General features: G+C 71.5%; 21 protein-coding genes. 6 read left to right on the top strand and 15 right to left on the bottom strand.

The window, feature by feature from the left end:
* Positions 1 to 258 precede the first annotated feature (258 nt).
* The 3 genes from ACSP97_RS20715 to ACSP97_RS20705 all read left to right on the top strand — a co-directional run bounded on the left by ACSP97_RS20715 (position 259) and on the right by ACSP97_RS20705 (position 1,697).
* Positions 259 to 462, top strand: a complete 204-nt coding sequence (locus ACSP97_RS20715) for a cold-shock protein (RefSeq protein WP_006133199.1) — start codon at positions 259 to 261, stop codon at positions 460 to 462.
* A gap of 229 nt (positions 463 to 691) precedes the next feature.
* The gene (locus ACSP97_RS20710) at positions 692 to 1,351 is read left to right on the top strand and encodes a class I SAM-dependent methyltransferase (RefSeq protein WP_355532011.1); all 660 of its coding nucleotides are present in this window, start codon (positions 692 to 694) and stop codon (positions 1,349 to 1,351) included.
* A 160-nt stretch (positions 1,352 to 1,511) separates the two neighbouring features.
* A complete protein-coding gene (locus ACSP97_RS20705; RefSeq protein WP_355145269.1) occupies positions 1,512 to 1,697 on the top strand; it encodes a hypothetical protein in 186 nt (61 codons plus the stop codon).
* Positions 1,698 to 1,873: 176 nt separating this feature from the next.
* Here ACSP97_RS20705 and ACSP97_RS20700 read toward each other — a convergent pair whose 3' ends face one another.
* From ACSP97_RS20700 to ACSP97_RS20680, 5 genes are all read right to left on the bottom strand, one after another.
* Entirely contained in the window at positions 1,874 to 4,891 is a 3,018-nt protein-coding gene (locus tag ACSP97_RS20700) for an AfsR/SARP family transcriptional regulator (RefSeq protein ID WP_355324509.1), read from the bottom strand.
* 171 nt (positions 4,892 to 5,062) lie between these two features.
* Positions 5,063 to 5,857: an AfsR/SARP family transcriptional regulator gene (locus tag ACSP97_RS20695; RefSeq protein WP_355145265.1), complete on the bottom strand. Its 795-nt coding sequence runs from the start codon at positions 5,855 to 5,857 to the stop codon at positions 5,063 to 5,065.
* 114 nt (positions 5,858 to 5,971) lie between these two features.
* The gene (locus ACSP97_RS20690) at positions 5,972 to 6,787 is read right to left on the bottom strand and encodes a hypothetical protein (protein WP_355324515.1); all 816 of its coding nucleotides are present in this window, start codon (positions 6,785 to 6,787) and stop codon (positions 5,972 to 5,974) included.
* Positions 6,788 to 6,938: 151 nt separating this feature from the next.
* Positions 6,939 to 7,187 carry a DUF397 domain-containing protein gene (locus tag ACSP97_RS20685; protein ID WP_358271035.1) on the bottom strand — a complete coding sequence of 83 codons (249 nt, stop codon included), beginning with the start codon at positions 7,185 to 7,187 and terminating at the stop codon, positions 6,939 to 6,941.
* A complete protein-coding gene (locus ACSP97_RS20680) occupies positions 7,184 to 7,993 on the bottom strand; it encodes a helix-turn-helix domain-containing protein (RefSeq protein ID WP_358271036.1) in 810 nt (269 codons plus the stop codon). The genes ACSP97_RS20685 and ACSP97_RS20680 overlap by 4 nt, the downstream gene beginning before the upstream one ends.
* A 161-nt stretch (positions 7,994 to 8,154) precedes the next feature.
* On the opposite strand from ACSP97_RS20680, the gene ACSP97_RS20675 reads away from it, so the two are divergent.
* Positions 8,155 to 8,574: an ATP-binding protein gene (locus tag ACSP97_RS20675; protein ID WP_355145259.1), complete on the top strand. Its 420-nt coding sequence runs from the start codon at positions 8,155 to 8,157 to the stop codon at positions 8,572 to 8,574.
* A gap of 77 nt (positions 8,575 to 8,651) precedes the next feature.
* Here ACSP97_RS20675 and ACSP97_RS20670 read toward each other — a convergent pair whose 3' ends face one another.
* Both ACSP97_RS20670 and ACSP97_RS20665 read right to left on the bottom strand, forming a co-directional pair.
* A complete protein-coding gene (locus ACSP97_RS20670) occupies positions 8,652 to 9,410 on the bottom strand; it encodes a G1 family glutamic endopeptidase (protein WP_355145257.1) in 759 nt (252 codons plus the stop codon).
* A 184-nt stretch (positions 9,411 to 9,594) separates the two neighbouring features.
* Positions 9,595 to 11,523 carry an AMP-dependent synthetase/ligase gene (locus ACSP97_RS20665; RefSeq protein WP_440553721.1) on the bottom strand — a complete coding sequence of 643 codons (1,929 nt, stop codon included), beginning with the start codon at positions 11,521 to 11,523 and terminating at the stop codon, positions 9,595 to 9,597.
* Between the two features lie 241 nt (positions 11,524 to 11,764).
* Between ACSP97_RS20665 and ACSP97_RS20660 the strand changes: the two genes are divergently transcribed.
* Together ACSP97_RS20660 and ACSP97_RS20655 are read left to right on the top strand one after the other, a co-directional pair.
* Complete coding sequence (locus ACSP97_RS20660; RefSeq protein ID WP_355145253.1) at positions 11,765 to 12,604, top strand: MaoC family dehydratase; 840 nt, start codon at positions 11,765 to 11,767, stop codon at positions 12,602 to 12,604.
* 61 nt (positions 12,605 to 12,665) lie between these two features.
* The gene (locus tag ACSP97_RS20655) at positions 12,666 to 13,529 is read left to right on the top strand and encodes a hypothetical protein (protein ID WP_355145251.1); all 864 of its coding nucleotides are present in this window, start codon (positions 12,666 to 12,668) and stop codon (positions 13,527 to 13,529) included.
* A 6-nt stretch (positions 13,530 to 13,535) separates the two neighbouring features.
* Here ACSP97_RS20655 and ACSP97_RS20650 read toward each other — a convergent pair whose 3' ends face one another.
* From ACSP97_RS20650 to ACSP97_RS20615, 8 genes are all read right to left on the bottom strand, one after another.
* A complete protein-coding gene (locus tag ACSP97_RS20650; protein ID WP_440553719.1) occupies positions 13,536 to 14,183 on the bottom strand; it encodes a TetR/AcrR family transcriptional regulator in 648 nt (215 codons plus the stop codon).
* Positions 14,184 to 14,278: 95 nt separating this feature from the next.
* Entirely contained in the window at positions 14,279 to 14,578 is a 300-nt protein-coding gene (locus ACSP97_RS20645) for a DUF4229 domain-containing protein (RefSeq protein ID WP_355145247.1), read from the bottom strand.
* A gap of 193 nt (positions 14,579 to 14,771) precedes the next feature.
* On the bottom strand, positions 14,772 to 15,422 hold the full coding sequence (locus tag ACSP97_RS20640; RefSeq protein ID WP_358271047.1) for a UdgX family uracil-DNA binding protein: 651 nt from the start codon (positions 15,420 to 15,422) through the stop codon (positions 14,772 to 14,774).
* A 28-nt stretch (positions 15,423 to 15,450) separates the two neighbouring features.
* The gene (mqnE, locus tag ACSP97_RS20635; protein WP_355145243.1) at positions 15,451 to 16,614 is read right to left on the bottom strand and encodes an aminofutalosine synthase MqnE; all 1,164 of its coding nucleotides are present in this window, start codon (positions 16,612 to 16,614) and stop codon (positions 15,451 to 15,453) included.
* Between the two features lie 38 nt (positions 16,615 to 16,652).
* Positions 16,653 to 17,108 (bottom strand): Lrp/AsnC family transcriptional regulator, encoded by a 456-nt coding sequence (locus ACSP97_RS20630; RefSeq protein WP_070025304.1) that lies wholly within the window; start codon positions 17,106 to 17,108, stop codon positions 16,653 to 16,655.
* A 50-nt stretch (positions 17,109 to 17,158) separates the two neighbouring features.
* The gene (locus tag ACSP97_RS20625) at positions 17,159 to 17,809 is read right to left on the bottom strand and encodes a UbiX family flavin prenyltransferase (RefSeq protein ID WP_355145241.1); all 651 of its coding nucleotides are present in this window, start codon (positions 17,807 to 17,809) and stop codon (positions 17,159 to 17,161) included.
* A gap of 96 nt (positions 17,810 to 17,905) precedes the next feature.
* Positions 17,906 to 18,787, bottom strand: coding sequence for a menaquinone biosynthesis prenyltransferase MqnP (gene mqnP, locus ACSP97_RS20620; protein WP_440558457.1), 882 nt, complete (start codon positions 18,785 to 18,787; stop codon positions 17,906 to 17,908).
* Between the two features lie 14 nt (positions 18,788 to 18,801).
* A complete protein-coding gene (locus ACSP97_RS20615; protein WP_355145239.1) occupies positions 18,802 to 20,253 on the bottom strand; it encodes a menaquinone biosynthesis decarboxylase in 1,452 nt (483 codons plus the stop codon).
* Positions 20,254 to 20,406: the final 153 nt, after the last annotated feature.

The raw sequence follows: 20,406 nt of genomic DNA, 5'->3' as shown, positions 1-20,406 counted from the left end.
CGGTGCAGAGACCGGCCCCGCCGTCAAACGGGTTACCGCGTTCAAACATCCGAGTGAAGTGATCTTGCCCTCTATTGCTTCCGGCTGCCCGCGTGCTAGGCTCGCCGCAAGTTGCAGTTTGGTTTCCCTTGCAGTACAGAGCCTGCGGAGCATGTGACCGCGGGCTCTCGTCGTTTTCAGACGAATGCAGTGGTGCAGCACAGTTTCGCACTTGCAGGTTCTGGAGCAGGGCAACCCTTTTGAGCCCAAGGAGGGCTTATGGCTACCGGAACCGTTAAGTGGTTCAACGCCGAAAAGGGCTTTGGCTTCATCGCCCAGGAGGGCGGCGGCCCCGACGTCTTCGTTCACTACTCCGCGATCAACGCCACCGGCTTCCGCTCCCTCGAGGAGAACCAGCAGGTGACCTTCGACGTGACGCAGGGCCCGAAGGGCCCGCAGGCGGAGAACGTCACCCCCGCCTGATCACTGCCTGATCGCAGAACCTGAGAGCAGTACCCAAGGAGCCCCACGCCGCTCGCGGCGACGGGGCTCCTGCCTTTGTCCGGACACTTCGGCCGCCAATTCCGGATGAACTCGGGACGAATTCCAGGGTCCGGGCCCGCTGTTCGTTCACGGCGCCCTGGCCAGGATCATGCGCCGCGCGGGAAACCGTCTGCCCCGCCGCGGCTTCCGGCCACTACCTTCCATGCGCATGACCGAAACCCGGGACTTCCTGACCGACACCCGCACCTTCTACGACACCGTCGCCGAGGACTACGCCGAGCACTTCCGCGACCCGCTCGCCGGCATGCCGCTGGAGCGGGCGCTGCTCGCCGCGTTCGCCGAGGAGGTGGGACCGGACGGCCGGGTGGCCGACCTCGGCTGCGGGCCCGGCGACGTCACCGCGCACCTCGCCGCCCTGGGCCTGGACGCCTGCGGCCTCGACCTCTCCGCGGCCATGCTCGCCGTGGCCCGCCGCAACCACCCCGGCCTGCGCTTCGAGCAGGGCTCCATGCTGGACCTCCCGTTCCCCGACGGCTCCCTCGCCGGGGCACTCTCCTGGTACTCCTCCATCCACACCCCGGACGAGCGGCTCCCGGACCTGTTCGCCGAGCTGTACCGCGTCCTCGCGCCCGGCGGGCACCTGCTGGTGGCGTTCCAGGTCGGCCGGGACTCGCTGCGCCCGGAGAGGCCCTGGGACCACGCCGTCACGCTGGACTTCCGGCGGCGGCTCCCCGAGGACATGACGCGGCTGCTGGCGGACGCCGGGTTCCGGCTCGCCTCCCGTACCGTGCGCGAGCCCGACGGGCGGCTCGGCAAGGGTGTCGCCCAGGTCCCGCAGGCCTTCGTGTGGGTCGTGAAACCCGGCTGACACCCGCCCTCACCTGCGGGAACGACGAGGAGTACCGACGGCCTACCCGGACCCGGTAACCAGTGGGGAAGGCTTGGGGACCGGGGGCCCGGAACATCGATCGTGGCGTCGGGGAGGGCCCGGCGACCGGAACACGATCCGTCTCTCTCTGGGGGTCATCATGCGTGCCATCACTCTGCGTACGAAGACCGTTCTGGCCGCTCTCGCCGGTGCCGGCGTCCTCGCCCTGGGTACCGCCGCCACCGTCCCCGCCACCGGCCTGCACCAGGCCCTGGTGCACGGCAACAGCAGCCACTCCCGCTCCGTTCTGGCCGACGACCGTGGCCCGGGCCTCGTCCACTCCTGACCGCCCGTCCGCCGCGGCGGACGTCCACGGCATCCGTCGAACACCCCGTACGCAGCACGCACGAGCACGCCGACGGCACCGGCCGGGTCACACCCACCGGTGCCGTCGCCTTGTCCGGGACGCCGGCGAAACGCCGGGTACGGCGACCGGTACGGAAGGAGCACCCCGCGCCGGTTCTACAGCCGCCGCCCCGCCTCGGTGACCCCCATCGCGTCGTACAGCGCCTTCGCCTGCGCGTGATGCAGCTCCGCGGTCTTCTCGTCGTCGAGTGCCTGCGCGGCCTCGGCCATCCCGTGCAGGGCGTGCGCGATCTCGATCCGGTACCCGTGCCGGGAGGCCAGTTCGTGGGCCTGGCCGTGCAGTTCCATCGCCCGGTCGGGGGCGCCGCTGCGCAGATGGACGAGCCCCACCACGTTGGAGACCGTCGCCTGCCGCAGCGCCGTGCCTTCCGCGGAGACCAGGTCGAGGGCGCGCTCGGCGTGCTCGGCGGCGGAGCGGACGTCGCCCAGGCGCTGGCAGACGCGGGCCCAGTGGGCGAGGACGACGGCGACGTTGGCGGGCTTGCGGGACTCGTCGCACAGCTCCAGGGCCTGGGCGAGGCAGGCGCGGGCCCGCTCGTCCTCGCCGGTGCCGAGGTGGGCGAGGGCGAGGAAGGTCAGGGAGTGGATCTCGTTGCTGCGCTCGCCCAGGCGCCGGTTCAGCTCGGTGGCGCGGGCCGCGTTGCGGGCGCCCTCGGCGTAGTGGCCGGTCCAGATCTGCACGGTGGACAGGTTGACCAGCGCCTGCGCCTCCATCCGGGACAGCCCCAGCTCCCGGTGCAGGGCGATGCCCTGGTCCAGGTAGGCGCGGGCCTGTTCGAAGTTGCCGAGGGAGCCGTGCAGCAGGCCGAGCACGTCCAGGCACATCGCCTCGGAGCGCGGGTCGCTGCCGCTGGAGTGCTCCAGGCCCTCCTGGGCGGTGGTGATGCCGTCCTGGAAGTCGCCGAGCCACCAGTGCGCGACGGCCAGGTTGCACAGGCTGATGCCGAGCAGCGCGGGGTCGTCCAGCTGGCGGCAGGCGGCGACCCCGATCCGGCCGACCACCCGGAACTCCTCGTAGCGTCCGCGCAGGTCCAGGTAGAAGAGCAGGTTGCGGGCGAGCAGCGCGGCCGGGCGGTGCAGGCCCTGGGTGCCGGCCCGGGCGACCACCGCGAGCAGCGCCTCGTACTCCCGGTCGAACCAGCGCAGTGCCTGCTCGCCGTCGTCCAGCCGGGGCAGGTCGGCCAGGTCGGCGGGGGCGTCGCCGTAGCGGGTGCGGCCGGGGAAGAGGGTCTCGCAGGCCAGGTCCGTGGCCTGGATGTAGTACGCGACCAGCCGCTCGGCGGCGGCCTCCTCGTCGTCCTCCACCTCGCGCACGCTCAGCGCGTACGTGCGCACCAGATCGTGGAAGCCGTACAGGCCCGCCTCGTGCTGCTCCAGCAGATGGGCGTCGAGCAGGCCCTCCAGGATGTCCTCGGCGTCGCGGCCGTCGGTGGCGAGCAGGGCGGCGGCGGAGTGCACGTCGATGGCGCTGCCGGGGTGCAGCCCGAGCAGCCGGAACGCGCCGCGCTGGTCCTCGTCCATGGCCTGGTACGACAGTCTCAGCGTGGCCTCGACGCTCCGCTCCCCCGCGCTCAGCTCGCGCAGCCGCCGGGTCTCGTCGGCGAGCCGGTCGACCAGGTACTGCACGGTCCAGCGGGGCCGGTTGCGCAGCCGGGCGGTGGTGATGCGCAGGGCGAGCGGCAGGCCGCCGCACAGCCGGGCGAGCTGGTCCACGGCCTGGGGTTCGGCGGCGGTGCGGCCGGTGCCGAGCATCCGGGTGAGCAGGGTGGTGCTGTCGCCCGCGGACAGCAGCCCGAGGGACAGCCATTCGGAGCCGTCGAGGTCGAGCATGCGGACCCGGCTGGTGAGGATGGCGAGGCAGTTCTCGGAGGCGGGCAGCAGGGGTCTGACCTGGGCGGCGTCGGCGGCGTTGTCGAGCAGCAGGAGCAGTTTCCGCTGGGCGGAGACGGTGCGCCAGAAGGTGATACGACGCTCCAGGTCGTCCGGTATTCGGTCGTCCGGTATGCCCAGCGTGTGGAGTAAGGAGTGCAGCACGGCGCCCGGATCCTGGGCCTTCTCGCCGGGGCTGAAGCCGCGCAGGTCCACGAAGAGCTGCCCGTCGGGGTAGTCGGGGGCGAGCAGGTGGGCGGCGTGCACGGCGAGCGCGGTCTTGCCGCTGCCGCCCATGCCGTCGACGCCGACGATCCGGGCGCCGCCCCCGGCCGGGGCGCGGCCCACGGTGACCAGCCGGGCCAGTTCGTCGTCGCGGCCGGTGAAGTCGGGCAGGTCGTAGGGGAGGGTGCAGGGTGCGGGCTCGGTGCCGGAGGGCTGGGTGGTGTACGGCGCGGGGACCAGCAGCGCGGCCCGGTCGGACACCGACTGCGGCAGCCGGGGCGCCACTTCGGGGCTGTCGCGCAGGATCGCCTCGTACAGTCGGGTGAGTTCGGCACCGGGGTCGATGCCCAGCTCCTCCACCAGCAGGTCGCGCACCCGGCCGAACTCCTCCAGCGCCTCGGCCTGCCGGCCGGCCCGGTACAGCGCCAGCATCAGCCGGCCGCGCAGAGTCTCCCGCAGCGGGTGCGCGGTGACCAGCTCGCGCAGCGGGCCGACCAGATCGCCGGACTGGCCCAGTTCAAGCTGGAGTTCGAAATACTGCTCGGCGACCGCCATGTGGCGCTCCTCCAGCGCCGCCGAGGCCGCGCTGATCACCGAGCCGCCCGCGCCCGCCATCACCGGGCCGCGCCACAGGTCGAGACAGGCCCGCAGATGCCCGACCGCGTCCTCGGGCCGCCCGGCCGCCACCGCCTGCCGGGCCTGTCTGGACCACTCGGTGAACTCGTGCAGGTCCAGCTGGTGTTCGCCGAGCATGGCCCGGTAGCCGGCGCCGTCGGTGATGATCAGCGCCGCACCGTCCGGGATGCGGGTGCGCAGCGCGGCGACGCACTTGCGGATCTGGTGACTCGCCGTCTGCGGTGGCTCGTCGTCCCAGGCCGCGGCGATCAGCCGGGACATCGGCACCATGCGGCCGGGTTCGAGGAGCAGGGTGACCAGAACACGTTCCTGGGTCGGACTGCCGAGCCGCAACCGGCGCTCGCCGCACCAGCCTTCAAGCGAGCCGAGGATGTTGAAGCGCACGACAGGACGACCGGATGCCGCCGATTCCACGAACCCGTCCCCTCCGCCCCGCCGCGCCGCCCGGCCCGAGTTGTTCGGGTCCACCCTAGGTTGTACCCGAACGAGCAACACGGAGGAGGCGTTTCCGGCTACCTGGGGTCTTCCTCGGTCCTGGCGAACAGGCTAACCACCTCAAGCGATCTGGAGGAGGGTGGAACGCGCATCACCGGCCAGGGCGGGATCATGACGGAGTATCGCGCTCTCCACGCGGCGCAGTGCGGGCGAGGGCTGGATGCCGAGTTCCTCGTCGAGCTGGCGGCGCATCCGGCGGTACACGTCGAGGGCGTCGGCCTGTCGTCCCGAGCAGTACAGGGCGACCATCAACTGCTCGCAGAAACGTTCGCGCAGCGGGTGGTTGGCGTGGGCCTCGGCCAGCTCGGCGAGGACGGCCGCATGCCGTCCGAGCCGCAGTTCCGCGTCGAATCGCAGTTCCATGGCCCGCATCCGGTACTCCTCGTAGCGGGCCCCGGCCAGCTGGCAGAGGGTGCCTCCGGGGAACCCTCCGAAGACCGGTCCGCGCCACAGTGAGAGGGCCTGTCCGAGCATCCGGGCGGTGCCTTCCGCGTCGTACGCGGAGCACGACTCCGCCTCGCGTACGGTCCGTACGAACTCGGCCGCGTCCAGTTCTCCCTCCTCCACGGTGAGCCGGTATCCGGAGGGATGAATCGTCACCCGAGATACCGGACGCCCCGGTTCCAGGGCTTTCAGCTTCCGTCGCAGCCGGCTCACGTGCGCCTGGAGGGCGTTGGCCTGGTTGTCGGGTACGGCCTCGCCCCACATCTCCTCGACCAGCCCCTCACCGGACACCGGCTGTCCCTCGCTGACCAGCAGCGTCTGCACGAGGGTGCGTTGCAGGTCGCCGGAGATCTCCGCAGGGCCGGACACGGTGCGGACCTGCAGTGCCCCGAGAATCGAGAACTTCAGCATCCTGACTCCGCCTCCTGTTGACGTCGCGGGCGTCGTCGTCCTTCTTCCGGCGACGTATCAACGATGCGGCGGGCCTCTACCGTTTCGTTACCGATCCGTTCCCGGTTCTCCGGATCAGCTCGCCTCGCCCGCGACCAGCGCGTTCAGCGAGGTCACCCGCTGCGCCGCCGTTTCCGGGGAGTCGGCGTGCACCACGAAGTGCCCGGGGCCCCGGGACCCGGACGTCGACACGACCCGCACATCCGGAACCACTCCCACCTCCTCGGCGCACTGCCGCCAGGGCCGCCTCAGTTCGGCCGCGGCGGCGAACCGGCACGGGCGGGCGGTCTCCACGAGCTTTCCGGCCAGCACCCGTACGGCTCCGGCGGCCAGGTCGAAGCCCCCGGCCACCTTGAGCAGTTCGGGTATCGGTTCGTCCGCGAGGCCGGCCCGGCACCCGGTGATCACCGGGCCCTGCCGGGTCAGCGTGACCCCCGTGTGCGCCGGTCCGTACTGGTATCCGGTGAGGTCCAGCAGCGCGGTCACCACGGCCCGTACCTCCGCCGCGGTGTCCTCCGTCAGGGGGGCCGGGTGGAGCAGGCCGTACGGCGTGCGGGCGGTGATCCCCACGGTCTGGTGCATCCCGTGCACGCTGAGCGTCTCCACGGTCAGCCGGGGCGCGCCGGACACCGCTCCGGCGTCCGGGGACAGCCGGTTGTCCCGTACCAGCCGCTGTACGGCGTCGGGGTCGGCCAGCAGCCGCAGGGCGCGTGCGGGATTGACGAACAGTCCGGCCGCCGCGGCCTCCTTCAGGAGGGGCCGCAGCGCGGACTCGTCGTGCGCCTCGATCCGGGCCGAGCGCACTTGTACACCGGCCCGGTGCGCCTCTCTCAGGAGGCGCGGATCCGGGTTCAGCAGGAAGATCCGGCTGACGTCATTGTCTTCTTTCATACCTCTGCTCGGGTAACGAAGTCGGCGAGGGTGGAAAGGCAGGCTACGAGCGGGCGTTACCGATCCGGTCCCGGACGGTTCCCCGGCATTCGCTTGCGGGCGGAACGTTCCGTACGGTACCGGGCCGCCGCCGCGCGGGCCCGCCAGTCGTTCAGCTTGCCGTCACTCGGGCAACCGAGAGGAAGGCGGCCCAGGTGGCGGGAGTCACGGTGAGGTGGGCGGTGGGGCGTTTCGAGTCGCGGATGTGGATGACGCTGGGGTGTTCGGCGACCTCGACGCATTCGCCGCCCTCAGCCCCGCTGTAGCTCGACTTGCGCCAGGTGTACGAGAGTTCCACGCATTCGCCGCCCTCGCCGCTGCTGTAGCTCGACTTGATCCAGGGCAGGCCCTCGGTACTCATAGCTTCTCCAATTTCTCCGCGATCAGGGCGCGGGATTCCTTGGGAGTCAGTGCCACCGCGCGCATGATCCCATAGCGGTCGGCGATCTTCCGGACGTCGTCCCGATGGATGATCAACTGAGGGTGGCCCTGCACTTCCAGGTACGCCACCTGCTCATGCCCCTTCGGCACCAAGAGGTTGAACGCACCGTCAACGCCGGGGTGTTCCTCCATCTTGGTCGGCATCACCTGGATCTCGACGTTCTGCCTGTCCCCCACGGCCAGCAGGCGACGCAACTGGTCAGCATGGACCCGCACCCCGCCGATCGGCCGGTCGAGTACCGCTTCTTCGAGGACGTAGCTGACGATGGGCGGCGGCCAGCGCTCGAAGACCTGCTGGCGCGAGAGTCGGTCGGCCACTCGCTTCTCGATGGTCTCCTCGCTGAAGAACGGCCGCCGCTTGGCGAACAGGGCCCGCGCGTGATCCTCGGTTTGCAAGAGGCCCGGCACGGCGTGTGTGGCGTAGAAGTGCAGCTCCACCGCCTCCCTCTCCATCTCGGCCTGTCCCCGATACCACTCCGGGTGCCGCGTCCGCGCCCTGCGCATCGCGTCCTCGACCTCGGGGATGACCGCGATCAGCATCTTGTCGGCGTTGAGGATGGGGTCCGCCTTGACCAGGAAGTCCGGCCTGGGGGTCCGCACACCCCTCTCCATGGCCGAGATCTGATCGGGTCCGTACCCGACCAGCGCCCCGAACTCCGACTGACTGAGTCCTGCCCGCTCCCGCAAGAGCTTCAACTGCCTGCCCACCATGGCAAAGACACCCATCGCCCCGTTCTCCTGACCAGGAGTGTCCGGCCGCCGCTCTCGTTCGTCTACCACTCCGTCCTCCGCCCTCTCCGTACACAGACGACCCGCACCCGTACGACTACGCACAGTCGCCGGGTTTCTCCTGGTCAGCGTAGGGAGAACCGGCCACGCTCAGTGATGTGAATCCGCAAATCTCCACCCCCCTGAAAGAGTTGGTCCAGCGACTCAGCGCCACCCCCCGCGGCGCCCGGCTGGCCCGGCGGCTCACCGCCTCCTCGCTCGCGAGTTGGGGATACCCCTACGAGAGCGACGCGAACGAGACCGCCCAGCTCCTCGTCTCCGAGCTGGCGACCAACGCCGTCACCCACGGTCGCGTACCCGGCCGGGACTTCGAGCTGCGGCTGACGCTGCTGCCCGAGGCGGACGCCTTGCGCATCGAGGTGAGCGACGCGCGGGGGGAACGCCATCTCCAGATCCTGCGCGGGGCACCGCAGGACGAACAAGGCCGGGGGCTGATCCTCGTGGAGGCGCTGTCGCGCAAGTGGGGCGTCGCGGAGCGGGTCGTCGGCAAGACGGTGTGGGCCGAGATCCCGCTGTAGCCCGGCAGCGGAAAACGGGGCGGCCCCGGAACGCCGTAGCGTCCGGGACCGCCCCGCCGGATCGGCCGGTGGCCGGCTCAGCTGTGGTTGTAGGTGACCGAGAAGTTCTCCCCGCCGCTCAGCGAGGACGTCGTCGCCTTGGTGGTGCTGCCCGACGCCATGTTGATCTTGTCGGGCGAGAAGTTGCCTATCGCCTGGCCGTTGGCGGTGGCACTGGTGAAGTTGGCGGTGCCGAAGTTCGACAGCGGCAGCACACCGGTGTTGCTGGACGGCGCCTCGGCGATCACCTCGGCCGAGGCGTTGGACAGACCGCTCTGCGTCTTGGTGGTGGTCTTCGTCCAGCCCTTGGTGGTGTCCGAGAGGGTGAGCGTGTACGTGCTGCCGCTTCTGCTGACCGTGGCCGTGAAGTGGTCGCCGGCGCTCACCGTGTTGCTGTAGTTCACCGGGTACGCCGGGTACATCTCGTACCAGGACGAGTAGACCGCCCGCCCGCTGGAGCAGTCCGCCTCGGTACCCGTCTGCTCCACGGAGTTGCTGCCGTCTCCGTCGATGCCGACCCAGAACGAGGAGTACGTGGTCGCGCTCGTGCAACTGACCGCCGGCTGCACCCAGCTCGCGGAGACGCTGGTGAACGTCGTGCCGGTCGCGGCGTAACCGGCCCAGTTGGAGCTGGTGCTGTTCCTGATGCCACCGACCAGGTGGTGGCTGGTGAGGTGAGTGCCGACCGGGGTCATGCGCAGGGCCGGGGCGGCGGCGGCCGCGGGGGAGGTCGCCAGCGCGGAGAGGACGGCTGCGGCTACGGCTGTGGCGGCGGTGAGGCGGATCGTTGCAGACATGCTGCTCCTTCTCGCGGAACTCGCGGTGCAGACGTAGCTGGTGGCCACCAGTGGGGGTGAACGTGCGCCCGTTGTTGTCAGTGTGCAGTCAATGGACTGGCCCCGGGCAACCGGCTACCGGCAATACACAGCAAAGGTCCTGCCAAGTGCGCGCGATAAAAGGAGCGTTGGCGGAGATTCCGGTTCAGGCCCCGTCGTACAGGCCCGCCACCTCGCGCCCGAAGTCCCGCAGGATCTGCTCGCGCCGGAGCTTCATGGAAGGGGTCAGATGGCCGGCCTCCTCCGTGAAGTCGACGGGCAGCACGGTGAAGCGGCGGATGGACTCGGGGCGGGAGACGAGCCGGTTGGCGTCGTCCACGGCCCGTTGCAGGACCGCCCGCAACTCCGGGTCGTCGGCGAGGAGTTCCGCCGGTACCGGGTGTTTGCCGTTCATCCGGCGCCAGTGGGTGATGCCCTCGGGATCGAGGGTGAGCAGCGCGGCGATGTACGGGCGGCCGTCGCCGACCAGCATCGCCTGGGAGATCAGCGGGTGCTGGCGCAGCCAGTTCTCCAGCGGCGCGGGCGCCACCGACTTGCCGCCCGCCGTGATGAGGAGTTCCTTCTTGCGGCCGGTGATGGTCAGATAGCCCTCGTCGTCCAGCCGGCCGAGGTCCCCGGTGTGCAGCCAGCCGTCGTGTGTCGCGGGGACGACCCCGCCGGCCTGCGGGTCCCAGTACCCGCGCAGCACGTGGTCGCCGGAGACGAGGATCTCCCCGTCGGCCGCGATCCGCACGCGGGTGCCGGGCAGCGGCCAGCCCACCGTGCCCAGGCGCGGTTTGAGCGGCGGGGTGACGGTGGTGGCGCCGGTGGTCTCGGTGAGGCCGTACCCCTCGTAGATCTCGATCCCGGCGCCCGCGTAGAACGCGGCGAGGGGGCGGCCGAGCGGGGAGCCACCGCAGATGACGTGCCGGACCCGGCCGCCCATGGCGCCCCGGATGCGCCGGTAGACGAGCGGGTCGTAGAAACCGCGCTGGGTTCTGAGCGCGCGGCCGGGTCCGTCGCCGGTGCCGCTCTGCTGGGCCTGGAGCGCCTCGCCGTAGCGGCGGGCGACGGCGGCGGCCCGGTCGAAGACGGCGGCACGGCCACCGGACTCGGCCTTGGCGCGGGCCGAGTTGAAGATCTTCTCCAGCATGTAGGGGATGGCCAGCAGGCAGGTGGGCCGGAAGGCGGCGAGGTCCGGCAGCAGGTCGTCCGCCTTCAGGCTGGGCGCGTGCCCGAGGCGGACGCGGGCACGGAGGCAGGCGATGGCCACCATGCGCCCGAAGACGTGCGACAGGGGCAGGAAGAGCAGGACGGAGGGGTCGTCGCCCTTCTGCTTGAAGACGGGGTAGAGCAGTTCGATGGCGTTGTCGACCTCGGCGAGGAAGTTGCCGTGGGTGAGCGCGCAGCCCTTGGGACGGCCGGTGGTGCCGGAGGTGTAGACGAGGGTGGCGAGGGTGTCGGGCCCGAGCATGCCCCGCCGTACGCCGATCTCCGCCTCCGGGACCCGGACCCCGGCGTCGGACAGCCGGTCCACATGCCCCTTCTCCATGACCCACAGGTGCTTGAGGTCGGGCAGGTGCTGGAGTTCGGGGCCGAGGGCGGAAGCCTGCCGGGCGGTCTCGGTGACGAGGGCGACGGCGCCGGAGTCGTGCAGGATCCAGCGGGTCTGGAAGACGGAGGAGGTGGGGTAGACGGGGACGGTGACGAGCCCGGCGGCCCAGGCGGCGAAGTCGAGGAGCGTCCACTCGTACGTGGTGCGGGCCATGATGGCGATGCGGTCGCCGGGCGCGAGCCCCTCGGCGATCAGCCCCTTGGCGGTCGCGAGCACCTGGGCGGCGAAGCGGGCGGCGGTGAGGTCGGTCCAGCGGCCCTCGGGGAGCCTGCGGCTGAGCACGACGGCGTCCGGGTCGGCGGCCGCGTTGTCGAACGGCAGGTCGGCGAGGGAGCCGCGCTGCACCGGCGGGGCGAAGGGCGGCACGACCGCTTCCCGCACCGCCCCGTCGAGCCGCCGCGTCTCGGGGGCGACGAGCACCGGCAGCCCGTCGTAGTCGACGGCGGAGACGGGGGTGTTGGCGGTGGGCGGCGTGGACACGGGGCGGCTCCTCGGACGGGCTGCGAGGCGTTCACCGGCGGCGGAGCGCGCGGCGAACGAGCTGAGGGTGGTTACCGCCGGTCAGGCGAGTGATGGTACGGGCCCGTTGTGGGGGCTTCGTGCGGCTTCGGGAAGGGTCCGGGGACGGGGATGTGCAACCTCTGCTCACTGGCCCCTCACAACTTACCTACGGTAACCTTACTGCCCGGTAAGGCTTTTGTTCCCGTCCTCGGAGGGTTTGATGACGACGGCCGTCGTCCTCGGCAGGGCACCGTCCCTGGCACGGTCGCTCGCGCGGGGCGCGCTGCGGTCCCCGGTGAAGCGCCCGTCGCCGCAGGCGTCGTACCCGCGCACCCGTCTGGTCCTGCGGGACGTGCGCGCCGACGCGGCGCGGCTGTCGTCCTACCACCGTCTCTGCGGCTTCCCGCCGCCGGCCGGAGACCTCCCGCTCCCCTACCCTCACGTCCTGGCCTTCCCCCTGACCATGCGTCTGCTGAGCGCGCGGGACTTCCCGCTGCCGCTGCCGGGCCTGATCCACACCTCGATCACCCTGGCCCGGCACGCCGCGCTGCCGGCCACCGCCGCGTACGAACTCGGCGTCCGGGTCGACGGCCTGTCCCCGCACCACCGGGGCACGGAGGCCACCCTGGTGACGGAGGCCCACCTGGACGGGAACCTGGTCTGGGAGTCCCGCAGCACCTACCTGGCCCGCCACCGCACGGACCACGGCCCCGCGTCCGCCGCACCCCCGTCCCCCGCTCCCCTGCCGGTCCTGGCCGAGTGGCCGCTCCCGGCCGGCCTGGGCCGCGCCTACGCCGCCCTGTCCGGCGACCGCAACCCCATCCACCTGCACCCGCTCACCGCCCGCCTGTTCGGCTTCCCGCGCGCGATCGCCCACGGCATGTGGACGGCGGCGCGGTGCCTCGCCGCGTACGGCGACACGAGCACGGCCCAGGTGCGCTTCCGCTCCCCGGTGCCGCTGCCGGGGACGGTGCGCTACGGCGCGCGGGGCGACCGGTTCGAACTGCGGGACGAGCGGGGGCGGTTGCACCTGTCGGGCCGGGCGGGCGGGGCGGCGTAGGGCCGGCGTCTCCCGCGGTGCCGCTTCCGGTCCGCGGCCCGGTATCGTCCTCGCGACACAGATGCGTACCGGGGGGCGAGCGCTCTTGCCGACAGGTGGAAGACGTCGAGCGGCCGTGGCCGCGTTGTTCTGCGCCGTGGGCGTGCTGCTGCTCGGCGCGTGCGGGACGCGGGTGGCCGGGCGGCCGCCCTCGCCGGGGACGGCCACCCCGATCCCGTGGACCACGATGCAGCCCTCCGCGGTCACCGGGGTCCGGGTCGGCGAGGACCACCGCACACTGCTCCTGGACACACGGGTGCCCAGCGGCGCGGACGCGTGCGTACGCGGGCTGAAGGCGGTGCTCACCGACCCGATGACGGATCTCGTGCGGGTGCAGCTCACCTTCGTCTCGCCGTCCGGGGACCGGGCCTCCGGGTGCACCGAGGAACGCGGGAGCACGGCGAAGGTCAGGCTGCCCGAGCCGCTGGGCGACCGGGACGTGATCGTCGACAACTCCACCCGCTTCACCGCGCGGGGCGCCCGGCCTCCCGCGCTGCGGCAGTGCGGGGAGCTGGGCTGCACACCGCCGGCCACCGGCTGCACCGCCGCCTCCTACGACCAGGCGGCGCGGGCGGCCGACGTGCCCCTGCACACCTACCGGGAGGCGCAGAGGTGCGACGGAAAATGGCTGGTACTCGACCTCTCCTGGCGCACCGGACCGATCTGCGGCGACCCGCACGACCCCGCCTGCACCTCCCGGCGGGGCGACCGCTGGTTCTTCCGGGCGCGGAAGACCGGCTGGCAGCCGATCACCCGCACCGCGGCCGGCGGCTGCCGGGACGTCCGGCGCGCGGAGCCCGCCTTCCCGGCCGCCCTGTGCGCGTCGCTGGACCCGCTGTCCCCCGCGCTGCTCCCGTCGTACTCCCCGGCGCCCGGGGCGCGTTGACGAGGCTCAGCCGGTGTCCGGCGCGGTCCAGCGGTTGCCGGCCATGAGGTTGCCCAGGCCCGACCAGGCGAAGTTCATCAGCGTGCCGGCGGCCTGGGCGGCGGTGACGCCGTCGGTGGTGTTGGCCCAGTCGGCCAGGGACTCCGCCGCGCCGATCAGGGCCATGGCGAGGCCGGCGACCTCGTGCTCCGGCAGGTCGCCGGCGGGCTGGGACTCGCGGGCGGCGGACGCGATCAGCCGGGTGACGAAGGCGGCCAGCTCCGCGCGCATCAGATCGGCCTCGGCGGCGAACTTCGGGCCGTGGGTGCGGGCCTGGAGGTGGAGGACGGTCCAGCCGTCGGGGTGCTCTGCGGTGTAGGCGAAGAACGCCTGGACGCCGTCCCAGAGTTGGCGTTCGGCCGGCCGGTCCGGGCGCACCGCCGCGTGTACCGCCCGGGTCAGGGCGGCGGCCTCACGGCGGATGCAGGCGGTGAAGAGGTCGTCCTTGGAGTTGAGGTACAGGTAGACCAACGGCTTGGAGACGCCCGCCAGTTCGGCGATGTCGTCCATCGACGCGGCCGTGTAGCCGTGCCGGCCGATGATCTCCACGGCGGCGTCGAGCATCTGCCGCTCGCGCTCCGCCCTCGGCATCCGTTTGGTCCTGACGGCACCCATGAGGGCAAGGGTAAGGCGCCCGCGACGGGCTCAGGTGATCTTCGGCGATCCCGGCCCGGGGCGGACCGAGCGCCGGTGACCGGCCGGGACCGGCGCTACGACACCTGGCTCTGGGCGCGCGCGGCGTCGTCGGCGATGTCCTCCTGGGTGCGGTTCGCCTCCAGGTTCGCCTTCATCCGGTCGACCCGGCCCACGATGTGCAGCGAGGCCCGGTCCCGCTCCTTCCGCAGCGCCACCCAGCTGATCGGCGCCGAGACGACCAGGGCGAGCAGCAGGATCCACAGGCCGTTGGAGCTGCCGAGGCCGCGCGGGAAGATGCCGGCGTAGACGGCTCCCCAGACGACCAGGAGGCAGCCCACGAAGATACCGAGGCGCATCAGCGTGTAGCGGAGCATCTCAATCCACTCGTCCGAATCCAAAAGGGGTCATCGTCCAGTGAAGCACGCCTCGCGGGCGATCTTGCAGTGGGGTCGGCCGAGCCGCAGCACCATGGTGATCTCGTCGCGGTCGTCGCCCGGCGCGACCCGTACGGCGCCGGGGACGCGGCCGGTCTCCCGGTAGCCGAAGGCCCGCGAGGGACCGCAGCCGTCATCCGAGGGCGCGTGCGGCCACTTTGAGGTCGGCGAGGAAGCCCCGGTAGGCCGTGTCGCGGTCCTCGGCGCGCAGGACCGAGGAGGGGTGGACGGTGGGCACCAGCCGCTCGCGGTGGCCGTGGATCTCTTCCTCCAGGACGGTGCCGCGGACCCGGCCGACCCGGAAGGAGGAACCGAGGAGGGCCTTGCCGGCGGTGGCGCCCAGCACGACGATCAGCTCGGGCTCGACGAGTGCCAGCTCTCTTTCCAGCCAGGGGGCGCAGGCCGTCATCTCCCGCAGGGTGGGGGCGCGGTGGATCCTGCGCTTGCCGGGTTCGGTCCGCGCGAACTTGAAGTGCTTGACCGCGTTGGTGACGTACGCCTCCGCGGGATCCAGGCCGGCCTCCTCCAGCGCCCGGTCCAGGAGGTGGCCCGCGGGGCCGACGAAGGGCTTCCCCTTCCGGTCCTCCTGATCCCCGGGCTGCTCCCCCACGAGCATCAGCCGGGCGTCCGCGCTCCCCTCGCCGAAGACCGTCCGCGATGCGTGGAGGTGCAGCGGACACCCTCGGCATCCGGCCGCCGCCTCCCGCAGCGCCGCCAGCCCGCCGCGCCCGGGCAGGAAGGGCTCGGCGGTGTAGGCGTCCTCGGGCGCGCCGGTGGTGGCCATGCGCGCCGGGTACCCGGGGGGCGGAGGGTCAGACGCGCATCGGCTGCGGGGCGTCCCGGCGGGACGGGTCCGCGGGGTCGTACTCGCGGATGATCTCGTAGCGCGTGTTGCGCTCCACGGGGCGGAAGCCGGCGTCGCGGATGAGGTCCAGGAGGTCCTCGCGGGTCAGCTTGTTCGGGGTGCCGTAGTTGTCCGCGTCGTGGGTGATCTTGTACTCGACGACCGAGCCGTCCATGTCGTCCGCGCCGTGCTGGAGGGCCAGCTGCGCGGTCTGGACGCCGTGCATGACCCAGAAGACCTTGACGTGCGGGACGTTGTCGAACAGCAGCCGGGAGACCGCGAAGGTCTTCAGCGCCTCCGCGCCCGTCGCCATCGTCGTCCGCGCCTGGAGGCGGTTGCGGATCTTGCCGTCCTTCATGTCCACGAAGTCGTGCTGGTAGCGCAGCGGGATGAAGACCTGGAAGCCGCCCGTCTCGTCCTGCAGCTCACGCAGCCGCAGCACGTGGTCGACGCGGTGGCGCGGCTCCTCGATGTGGCCGTAGAGCATGGTGGCCGGGGTCTTCAGACCCTTCTCGTGCGCCAGCCGGTGGATGCGGGACCAGTCCTCCCAGTGGGTCTTGTGGTCCACGATGTGCTGACGGACCTCCCAGTCGAAGATCTCCGCACCGCCGCCGGTCAGGGACTCCAGACCCGCGTCGATCAGCTCGTCCAGGATCTCCGACGCCGACAGACCGGAGATCGTCTCGAAGTGGTGGATCTCCGTCGCCGTGAACGCCTTCAGCGAGACGTTCGGCAGGGCCGCCTTCAGCTCGCGCAGCGACCGCGGGTAGTACCGCCACGGCAGGTTCGGGTGCAGCCCGTTGACGATGTGCAGCTCGGTGAGGTTCTCCGTCTCCATCGCCTTCGCGAGCCGGACGGCCTCCTCGATGCGCATCGTGTACGCGTCCTTCTCCCCCGGCTTGCGCTGGAAGGAGCAGTACGCGCAGGAGGCCGTGCACACGTTCGTCATGTTCAGGTGCCGGTTGACGTTGAAGTGCACCACGTCGCCGTTCTTGCGCGTCCGCACCTCGTGCGCCAGGCCGCCGAGCCAGGCCAGATCGTCCGACTCGTACAGCGCGATGCCGTCCTCGCGGGTCAGCCGCTCACCGGAACGGACCTTCTCCTCCAGCTCGCGCTTGAGCCCGACGTCCATGCCAACACCTTTCTACGACAGTCCGGCCTACGGTATCCCTAGACCTCTTCCGGCAGTTCCCCGACCCGGTTCTCCCACTTGGTGGAGAGCACGATCGTGGTACGGGTGCGGGACACGCCCTTGGTACCGCTGAGCCGGCGGATGATCCGCTCCAGGCCGTCCACGTCGGTCGCCCGCGCCTTGAGCATGAAGGAGTCGTCGCCGGCGATGAACCAGCAGTCCTCGATCTCCTTGAGGTCCCGCAGCCGCTGCGCCACGTCCTCGTGGTCGGCGGCGTCGGACAGCGAGATGCCGATCAGGGCGGTGACGCCGAGGCCGAGGGAGGCCGAGTCGACCGTGGCGCGGTAACCGGTGATGACCCCGGCCGCCTCCAGCCGGTTGATGCGGTCGGTGACGCTGGGGCCCGACAGCCCGACGAGGCGTCCCAGCTCCGCGTATGAGGCCCGGCCGTTCTCCCTCAGGGCCTGGATGAGCTGCCTGTCCACCGCGTCCATGCGATCGAAGCCTTCCGCTGAAGAGTTCTCGAGTGATGAGGGGTAGAGCGCTACTGCTGGGTCGTACCGCCGCCCAGCTCGCCGCGCCAGCGCCGGTACAGGCCGTGTTCGACACCCGCCGCGTCCAGCACCCGCCCGGCGACGAAGTCCACCAGGTCCTGGATGTGGGTGGCGCCCGCGTAGAAGGCGGGCGAGGCGGGGACGACCGAGGCGCCGGCGTCGTCCAGGGCGACGAGGTGCCGCAGGGTCTGGCCGTTCAGGGGGGTCTCCCGTACGGCGACGACGAGGGTCCGGCGTTCCTTCAGTGTGACGCTCGCGGTGCGCTGGAGCAGGTCCTTGGACAGCCCGAGCGCGACACCGGCCACGCACGCCGTGGAGGCGGGCACGATCAGCATGCCCTTCGCCGGGTACGAGCCGGAGGACGGCCCCGCCGCGAGGTCGCCCGCGTTCCAGTACCGCACCCCGGAAAGGTCCACATCGAAGGTCCCGGGCTTGCCGTCGGCGCCCCGGGCCAGCCATTCCCGCAGGTCGTCCTGCCAGTGGGCGTCCCGGAACGAGATCCCCGTCTCGTCCAGCAGCGTCAGCCGGGAGGCCCGGCTGACCACCAGGTCCACCGCCTCCCCCGCCCCCAGCAGCCCCCGCAGCACGGCAGCCGCATAGGGAGTCCCGGAAGCTCCGGACACCCCCACGATCCAAGGCACGCGCCGCGTTTCTCCTGCGTTCACACCTTGAGCGTACCGGCGCGCCCACCCGGGCTCAGGCCGGGTGGGGGCAAGCCCCGGGCCGCGCCCCCGGGTTCAGACGGTCAGCCCCCGGACCAGCAGGTCCAGCAGGGCGCACACGAAAAGGGCGATACCGATGAAACCGTTGACGTTGAAGAACGCCCGGTTGAGGCGGGAGAGGTCGTTGGGACGGACGATGGAGTGCTCGTAGAGGAACGCACCGGCGACGATCACCAGGCCGAGCCAGAAGAAGGGGCCGGCGTGGGTGGCGAGGGCGTACCAGACGAAGAGCGCGGTGGTGATGGCGTGGCAGACCCGGGCGCCGCGGATCGCGGCCGGGATGCCGAAGCGGGCCGGGACCGACTTCACGCCGATGGCGCGGTCCGTCTCCACGTCCTGGCAGGCGTAGATCAGGTCGAAGCCGCCGATCCAGATGCCGACCGCGAGACCGAGGACCACCGCGTCCCAGGACCAGGTGCCGGAGATGGCCAGCCAGCCGCCGATCGGCCCCATGGCCTGCGCCAGGCCCAGGATGGCCTGCGGGAAGTTGGTGAACCGCTTCCCGTAGGGGTAGACCACCATCGGGATCACCGCGACCGGGGCCAGCGCCAGGCACAGCGGGTTCAGCAGCGCCGCCGCGCCCAGGAAGATCACCAGGGCGACCAGCGCGCCGGTCCAGGCGTGCCGCACCGACATCGCGCCCGTCACCAGTTCGCGGTGGGCGGTGCGCGGGTTACGCGCGTCGATCTCGCGGTCGATGATCCGGTTGACGGCCATCGCGAACGTGCGCAGGCCGACCATGCACACCGTGACCAGCAGCAGCCGGCCCCAGTGGATGTTCTCGTCCCACTCGTACATCGCCGTCAGCGAGGCGATGTACGCGAAGGGCAGCGCGAAGACCGAGTGCTCGATCATCACCAGGCGCAGGAACGCCTTGGTGCGCCCCGGCCGGGGCATGGCGGCGGCCGTGCTCACAGGCCGTACTCCTTCCAGCGGCGGTCCACCAGGGCCGCCGTATCCGGGTCCGACAGGACCATGTCCGGCCACCCGCCGTCGCGCGTGTAGCCCTCCTCCGGCCACTTCCTCGTGGCGTCGATCCCGGCCTTGCCGCCCCAGAACTGCTGGTAGGAGGCGTGGTCGAGATGGTCGACGGGGCCTTCCACGACCGTGAGGTCACGGGCGTAGTCGGTGTTGCCGAGGGCGCGCCAGGCGACCTCGTGCAGATCGTGGACGTCGCAGTCGGCGTCCACGACCACGATCAGCTTGGTGAGGGACATCATGTGCGCCCCCCAGATCGCGTGCATCACCTTCTGCGCGTGCTTCGGGTACTTCTTGTCGATCGAGACGATCGCGCAGTTGTGGAAGCCGCCGGCCTCGGGCAGGTGGTAGTCCACGATGTCCGGAACGATGATCTTCAGCAGTGGTAGGAAGAAGCGTTCCGTGGCGCGGCCGAGGGGGCCGTCCTCGGTCGGCGGCCGGCCCACCACGATCGACTGGAGCAGCGGGCGCCTGCGCATGGTCACGCAGTCGATCTTCAGCGCGGGGAAGGGCTCCTGCGGGGTGTAGAAACCGGTGTGGTCGCCGAAGGGGCCCTCGGGCAGCATCTCGCCCGGCTCCAGCCAGCCCTCCAGGACGACCTCGGCCTGGGCCGGGACCTGGAGCGGCACGGTCTTGCAGTCGACCATCTCGATCCGCTTGCCCGCGAGGAACCCGGCGAACAGGTACTCGTCGATGTCACCGGGGAGCGGGGCGGTGGAGGCGTACGTGACGGCCGGGGGGCAGCCGAAGGCGATGGCGACCGGCAGGCGCTCGCCCCGGCGCGCGGCCACCTGGTAGTGGTTGCGGCTGTCCTTGTGGATCTGCCAGTGCATGCCGATGGTGCGCCGGTCGTGGCGCTGGAGCCGGTACAGGCCCAGGTTGCGGACGCCGGTCTCGGGGTCCTTGGTGTGGGTCAGGCCCAGGTTGAAGAAGGACCCGCCGTCCTTGGGCCAGGTGAACAGGGCGGGGAGGCGGTCGAGGTCGACGTCGTCGCCTTGCAGCACGACCTCCTGCACGGGGGCTTCCTTGACCTTCCGGGGCGGCACGTGCGCCATCGCGCCGAGCTTGCCGAACGCCTCGCGGACGCCGATGAAGCCGTGCGGCAGCTCGGGCCGCAGCAGCCCGCCGATCTTCTCGGAGATCTCGCCGTACGACTTCAGGCCCAGCGCCTTCAGCAGCCGGCGGTCGGTGCCGAAGACGTTCATGGCCAGCGGCATCGCCGAGCCCTTGACGTTCTCGAAGAGCAGCGCCGGGCCGCCGGCCTTCTGCACCCGGTCGACGATCTCCCCGACTTCCAGGTAGGGGTCGACCTCGGCCTTGATGCGCTTGAGGTCTCCCTCGCGCTCCAGGGCCCGGAGCAGGGAGCGAAGATCGTCGTAAGCCATGCGTCCCAGTATCGGCCACCCACCCCCCGGGCCCGGCAACCGGGCCCGGCCGAGCCGTTCCCGGGCGCTTGGCGGCGCCTCCGGCCGGTTCCGGCGGGCGGTCGCGGCGGACCCCGTCGAGGGCGGAGAAGCGGCACCACGACCGTCACCGTC

The organism is Streptomyces sp. SCPE 10, assembly GCF_051980735.1.
In the GTDB taxonomy this organism is placed as follows: Bacteria; Actinomycetota; Actinomycetes; order Streptomycetales; family Streptomycetaceae; genus Streptomyces; species Streptomyces misionensis.
This window is presented reverse-complemented; position numbering and strand designations above follow the sequence as displayed.

Bases quoted from the DNA above. Each gene is read 5' to 3' on its own strand.
- ACSP97_RS20715 (WP_006133199.1), top strand. From the start codon at position 259: ATGGCTACCGGAACCGTTAAGTGGTTCAACGCCGAAAAGGGCTTTGGC.
- ACSP97_RS20710 (WP_355532011.1), top strand. From the start codon at position 692: ATGACCGAAACCCGGGACTTCCTGACCGACACCCGCACCTTCTACGAC.
- ACSP97_RS20705 (WP_355145269.1), top strand. From the start codon at position 1,512: ATGCGTGCCATCACTCTGCGTACGAAGACCGTTCTGGCCGCTCTCGCC.
- ACSP97_RS20695 (WP_355145265.1), bottom strand. From the start codon at position 5,857: ATGCTGAAGTTCTCGATTCTCGGGGCACTGCAGGTCCGCACCGTGTCC.
- ACSP97_RS20690 (WP_355324515.1), bottom strand. From the start codon at position 6,787: ATGAAAGAAGACAATGACGTCAGCCGGATCTTCCTGCTGAACCCGGAT.
- ACSP97_RS20685 (WP_358271035.1), bottom strand. From the start codon at position 7,187: ATGAGTACCGAGGGCCTGCCCTGGATCAAGTCGAGCTACAGCAGCGGC.
- ACSP97_RS20680 (WP_358271036.1), bottom strand. From the start codon at position 7,993: ATGGGTGTCTTTGCCATGGTGGGCAGGCAGTTGAAGCTCTTGCGGGAG.
- ACSP97_RS20670 (WP_355145257.1), bottom strand. From the start codon at position 9,410: ATGTCTGCAACGATCCGCCTCACCGCCGCCACAGCCGTAGCCGCAGCC.
- ACSP97_RS20660 (WP_355145253.1), top strand. From the start codon at position 11,765: ATGACGACGGCCGTCGTCCTCGGCAGGGCACCGTCCCTGGCACGGTCG.
- ACSP97_RS20655 (WP_355145251.1), top strand. From the start codon at position 12,666: ATGCGTACCGGGGGGCGAGCGCTCTTGCCGACAGGTGGAAGACGTCGA.
- ACSP97_RS20650 (WP_440553719.1), bottom strand. From the start codon at position 14,183: ATGGGTGCCGTCAGGACCAAACGGATGCCGAGGGCGGAGCGCGAGCGG.
- ACSP97_RS20645 (WP_355145247.1), bottom strand. From the start codon at position 14,578: ATGCTCCGCTACACGCTGATGCGCCTCGGTATCTTCGTGGGCTGCCTC.
- ACSP97_RS20640 (WP_358271047.1), bottom strand. From the start codon at position 15,422: ATGGCCACCACCGGCGCGCCCGAGGACGCCTACACCGCCGAGCCCTTC.
- mqnE (WP_355145243.1), bottom strand. From the start codon at position 16,614: ATGGACGTCGGGCTCAAGCGCGAGCTGGAGGAGAAGGTCCGTTCCGGT.
- ACSP97_RS20630 (WP_070025304.1), bottom strand. From the start codon at position 17,108: ATGGACGCGGTGGACAGGCAGCTCATCCAGGCCCTGAGGGAGAACGGC.
- mqnP (WP_440558457.1), bottom strand. From the start codon at position 18,787: ATGCCCCGGCCGGGGCGCACCAAGGCGTTCCTGCGCCTGGTGATGATC.
- ACSP97_RS20615 (WP_355145239.1), bottom strand. From the start codon at position 20,253: ATGGCTTACGACGATCTTCGCTCCCTGCTCCGGGCCCTGGAGCGCGAG.